Source organism: Polaromonas sp. P3_C2, from assembly GCF_056402675.1.
In genome coordinates, this window is the sequence record NZ_JBFUGX010000367.1 from 1 (window position 1) to 4,200 (window position 4,200).

Sequence of the window (4,200 nt, forward strand, 5' to 3'; positions counted from 1 at the left end):
AGCCACGACAGGGAAAACAGGCCCAGGATGCTGGTGACGGTGAGGAGCGTGACCAGCCCCAGCGGGGAAAAAGCCGCCAGTACCCAGAAACCCACGACATCGTGGCGTCGCCACGTCATGTAGGCCCGGCTTGTTCCCAGTGCAACAACGGCAACCAGGTAAGTCCCGAGGAGGCCTATGCCCAAGCCGCGCTCCAGCACGAGATAGGCCAGCGCCAGCGGCGCTCCGGCCATGCCTGTCCAGTAGGCCAGCCGCTCAAACCACTTGTGGCGTGAACCGGTGCCGCACAGGTGATGCACGACCAGCAGCGCCGAGCCGCCGCCCAGGATGGCGAGGAAGCCCTGCGCCATGTTGTTCCAGGTGCTGAAGTTGCCCCAGAGAAAATGGCCTGCCACTCCCGTCCACGCCGCTACGACGAGGGCCATGATGACGGCGTACACGGAATACCACCCATAGGCCCGGTCGCTGTAAACCCAGCTCTGGACAACGCAGGCAMTGATCAACATCACCAGTGCGCCGAATACCACGCCAATCGCGAGGTATTCCAGCTGAAGTCGCTGCGTCAGGTTGCCTCGCGTGCTGACCCGAACCGGAATGCTGACCTCCGTCTGGTGCTGTATGCGCACATACACGTCATGCACGCCGTTGTCCGGCAGGTTCAGGCGGAAATGCCCGTAACGGCCGGGTTCCGGCCAGCTGGAGACAGGCACGGTGTCCCCGGCAGTTTCGGCAATCCACCCTCCCGACGGTGCACGCTGGTACACCGTCGCCAGGTCCAGCAGGGGCAGGGGAAACTCAAGCAACCAGTCCTGGCGCGAGCCGGATGACCTGGCAAAACGGTAATGCAGCCAGAGCGCCGCGTGCGGGCCAAGCGAATGCACCGTATCGGCAACCGAGGAGACGAACAAGGCCCCTGGATGGCCGCCGGCCAATTGGTCGATGCCGGCCTGGCCGTCGCTGTCAATCCATGTCAAACTCGCCGCTGCCACGTCCAGGGTCGGCTTGGCGTCGTTTAAAGCCACGATGGGCTGGGCCTGCGCAGGATGCGCCAGAGCACCCAAAAAACCGGCCACCACAAAGATGGCGAATGCCTGCCACAAAGCGCTCCAACCCCGGCCGGGCGCGCATCGAATACACTTCTCAGCCTGTTTTTGAAGGTTTCTCATGAGTTTGAAGTGCGGCATTGTAGGCTTGCCTAACGTCGGTAAATCCACCCTTTTCAATGCGTTGACCAAAGCGGGGATCGCGGCTGAAAACTACCCCTTTTGCACCATTGAGCCCAATGTTGGCATCGTGGAAGTGCCCGACCCGAGGTTGGCGCAATTGGCTGAAATCGTCAAGCCTGAACGCATTGTTCCGGCGATCGTCGAGTTTGTGGACATTGCAGGCCTGGTGGCGGGCGCCAGTACGGGCGAGGGACTGGGCAACAAGTTCCTGGCCCATATCCGCGAAACCGACGCCACAGTCAATGTGGTGCGTTGCTTTGAAGATGACAACGTGATCCACGTTGCCGGCAAGGTGGACCCGATTTCCGACATCGAAGTCATCCAGACGGAGCTTTGTCTGGCCGACCTGGCAGCAGTTGAAAAAGCCCTGCACCGCGTGACCAAGACGGCCCGCTCGGGCGACAAGGAGTCTGTCAAGCTGGTTGCCATCCTGGAGAAATGCCAGGCCGCGCTCAATGAAGGCAAACCGGTGCGCACTGTGGACTTCAGCAAGGAGGAACTGCCGCTGCTCGGCCAGTTTTTCCTGATCACCGCCAAGCCGGCCATGTTTGTGGCCAACGTGGCCGAGGACGGTTTTGAGAACAACCCCTTCCTGGACCGCCTCAAGGCTTACGCGGCAGAGCAAAAGGCGCCGGTCGTGGCGATCTGCGCCAAGATGGAAGCCGAGATGGCCGACATGGAGGAAGAGGACAAAAAGATGTTCCTCGCGGAGATCGGCCAGGATGAGCCGGGGCTCAACCGCCTCATCCTGGCGGCATACAAGCTGCTGGGCCTGCAGACCTATTTCACCGCGGGCGTGAAGGAAGTGCGCGCCTGGACCATCCACGTGGGCGACACCGGTCCGCAAGCCGCGGGCGTCATTCACACCGATTTTGAAAAGGGCTACATCCGCGCCCAGACGATTGCGTTTGCCGATTTCATCGCCTACAAAGGCGAGCAGGGCGCCAAAGATGCCGGCAAGATGCGCAGTGAAGGCAAGGAATACGTCGTCAAGGATGGCGACGTGATGAACTTCCTGTTCAGCAGCTGAGTTGCCAGGGCCCCCGGGTAACCTGGGGCCGATTTACTGCGAGGCCTGGACATCACGGTGGCGGCATCATGGAAGAAGTCGCGCCACAATACCTCACGAACGATCCGCACCATCGGGTGGCGGCCCCGTTACCGGCTTGCCAGAGCAGGCCATCCCCCCCGAAACCCTCGCTTTGAGAAAGAAAGAGAACACCATGTCCATCCAGCGCATCGAAACCGGCCCACGCATGTCCCAGGCCGTTATCCATAACAAAACCGTTTACCTGGCAGGCCAGGTGGCCGGCAACGACGCCGGCTCCGGCGTATACGAACAGACCCTCAGCATCCTGGCCAATATCGACCGCCTGTTGGCAGCAGCCGGCAGCGACAAGTCGCTTCTGCTCAGCGCCACCATCTGGTTGACCGATATGGACAGCTTCGGTGAAATGAACCGTGCCTGGGAAACCTGGGTGGTGCCCGGCGCCACGCCCGCACGTGCCACGGTCATGAGCCCGCGCCTGGCGGCGCCGCAGTACCACGTGGAAATCGGTGTGGTGGCGGCCCAAGGCTGATTTCTCATCCACGCTTGACCCGCCATGAAGGCCACGCCGCGATGACAGAACCCGTTCGCCTTGCCAAACGCCTGGCTGAAATGCTGTCCTGTTCACGCCGCGAAGCCGAGCAGTACATCGAAGGCGGCTGGGTCACTGTTGACGGGGTGACTGTCGAAGAGCCCCAGTTCCGGGTGTCGGGCCAGGCCATCGTGCTGGACAAGGATGCGAGCCTGCTGGCGATGACACCGGTGACTTTGCTGCTGCACAAGCCGGCTGGCCAGGACGCGAGTTCCGATGGCGGCGCGGCGCAGGTGGCCCGGTTGCTGTCGGCCGCCACACAATCGCCTGACGACCGCTCTGGCATCCGGCCGCTCAAGAAGCATTTCTCCACGGTGGAACTGGTGACGCCGCTGGCAACACCTGCCAGCGGATTGGTCGTGCTGACGCAGGACTGGCGCGTGGTGCGCAAGCTGCGTGAAGATGCCCGCGTGATGGAACACGAAGTGATYGTCGATGTCAGCGGTGACATCAAACCCGGCGGGCTGGACCGGCTGAACCGGGTGGACCACGGGTTTACCTTCAAGGGTGTTTTGTTGCCGCCGGCCAAGGTGAGCTGGCAAAGCGAAAAGCGCTTGCGCTTTGCCCTCAAGGGTGAAGTCCCGGGGCAGATTGCCTACATGTGCGAGAGCGTCGGCCTGCAGGTGCTAGGCATGAAACGGCTGCGTATCGGCCGTGTGGCGATGAGCCAGCTGCAACCCGGTCAGTGGCGCTACCTGCTGCCACACGAACGCTTCTGATCCTTCTTCTGATTCTTCTTCTGGTGCCTATCCGGTCACCACGCCGGGAAAGGCCCAGATCAGGCTGCCGGTCATCAAAAAGTAGCGCAAAAATTTGCCGACCGCCATGTAAGCCAGGCAGGGCCAGAACGGAAACTTGAGCCAACCCGCGACCGCGCACAGCGGGTCTCCGACCACCGGCAACCAGGCCAGCAGGCAGGCCTTGGGGCCGAGTTTCTCCAGCCATCGGACCGCACGGCCGTGATGCGATGAATGCTGGTATTTGTCCACCACCTTGTGGGCGCCGTAACCCATCCACCAGTCGAGCGCACCGCCCAGCGTGTTGCCCGCAGTTGCTACCAGCACAGCGGGCCAGAACATGGCGGGGTTGAGCTTGACCAGGCCGAAGACCACCGGCTCCGAGCCCAGCGGCAACAGCGTGGCCGAGATGAAGGAAACCACAAACACCGTGCTCAAGCCGTATTCGGGCAGGGCCAAAAGTTCTATCAGGCGGTGAATCCAGGCTTCCATATATCTATTTGAGTATAGGCATGACGGGCCAGCCACCCTGTCAGGAAGACGCTTACAACTCCGTGTGCAAATTTCAATTGCTGAAATTTTGGGCAGGTACAATCG

Annotated in this window: 5 protein-coding genes; 3 read left to right on the forward strand and 2 right to left on the reverse strand. The window is 61.5% G+C overall.

Features of this window, described 5'->3' with window-relative positions:
• The coding region (locus AC1DWI_RS15155) for a 7TMR-DISM family protein (protein ID WP_477725128.1) at nucleotides 1-1,166 on the reverse strand (1,166 nt) is incomplete at its 3' end.
• Between AC1DWI_RS15155 and ychF the strand changes: the two genes are divergently transcribed.
• The 3 genes from ychF (at nucleotide 1,165) to AC1DWI_RS15170 (ending at nucleotide 3,585) form a co-directional block, all read left to right on the forward strand.
• Nucleotides 1,165-2,256, forward strand: a complete 1,092-nt coding sequence (gene ychF, locus AC1DWI_RS15160; protein WP_457281046.1) for a redox-regulated ATPase YchF — start codon at nucleotides 1,165-1,167, stop codon at nucleotides 2,254-2,256. The genes AC1DWI_RS15155 and ychF overlap by 2 nt on opposite strands.
• Nucleotides 2,257-2,449: 193 nt before the next feature.
• Complete coding sequence (locus AC1DWI_RS15165; RefSeq protein ID WP_457281045.1) at nucleotides 2,450-2,806, forward strand: RidA family protein; 357 nt, start codon at nucleotides 2,450-2,452, stop codon at nucleotides 2,804-2,806.
• Nucleotides 2,807-2,847: 41 nt separating this feature from the next.
• Nucleotides 2,848-3,585 (forward strand): rRNA pseudouridine synthase, encoded by a 738-nt coding sequence (locus AC1DWI_RS15170; RefSeq protein ID WP_477668350.1) that lies wholly within the window; start codon nucleotides 2,848-2,850, stop codon nucleotides 3,583-3,585.
• Nucleotides 3,586-3,612: 27 nt separating this feature from the next.
• Here AC1DWI_RS15170 and AC1DWI_RS15175 read toward each other — a convergent pair whose 3' ends face one another.
• Nucleotides 3,613-4,095 (reverse strand): YqaA family protein, encoded by a 483-nt coding sequence (locus AC1DWI_RS15175; protein WP_457281043.1) that lies wholly within the window; start codon nucleotides 4,093-4,095, stop codon nucleotides 3,613-3,615.
• Nucleotides 4,096-4,200: the final 105 nt, after the last annotated feature.

Excerpts from the sequence above, each read along its gene's own strand:
- ychF (WP_457281046.1), top strand. The coding sequence starts at position 1,165 with ATGAGTTTGAAGTGCGGCATTGTAGGCTTGCCTAACGTCGGTAAATCC.
- AC1DWI_RS15165 (WP_457281045.1), top strand. The coding sequence starts at position 2,450 with ATGTCCATCCAGCGCATCGAAACCGGCCCACGCATGTCCCAGGCCGTT.
- AC1DWI_RS15175 (WP_457281043.1), bottom strand. The coding sequence starts at position 4,095 with ATGGAAGCCTGGATTCACCGCCTGATAGAACTTTTGGCCCTGCCCGAA.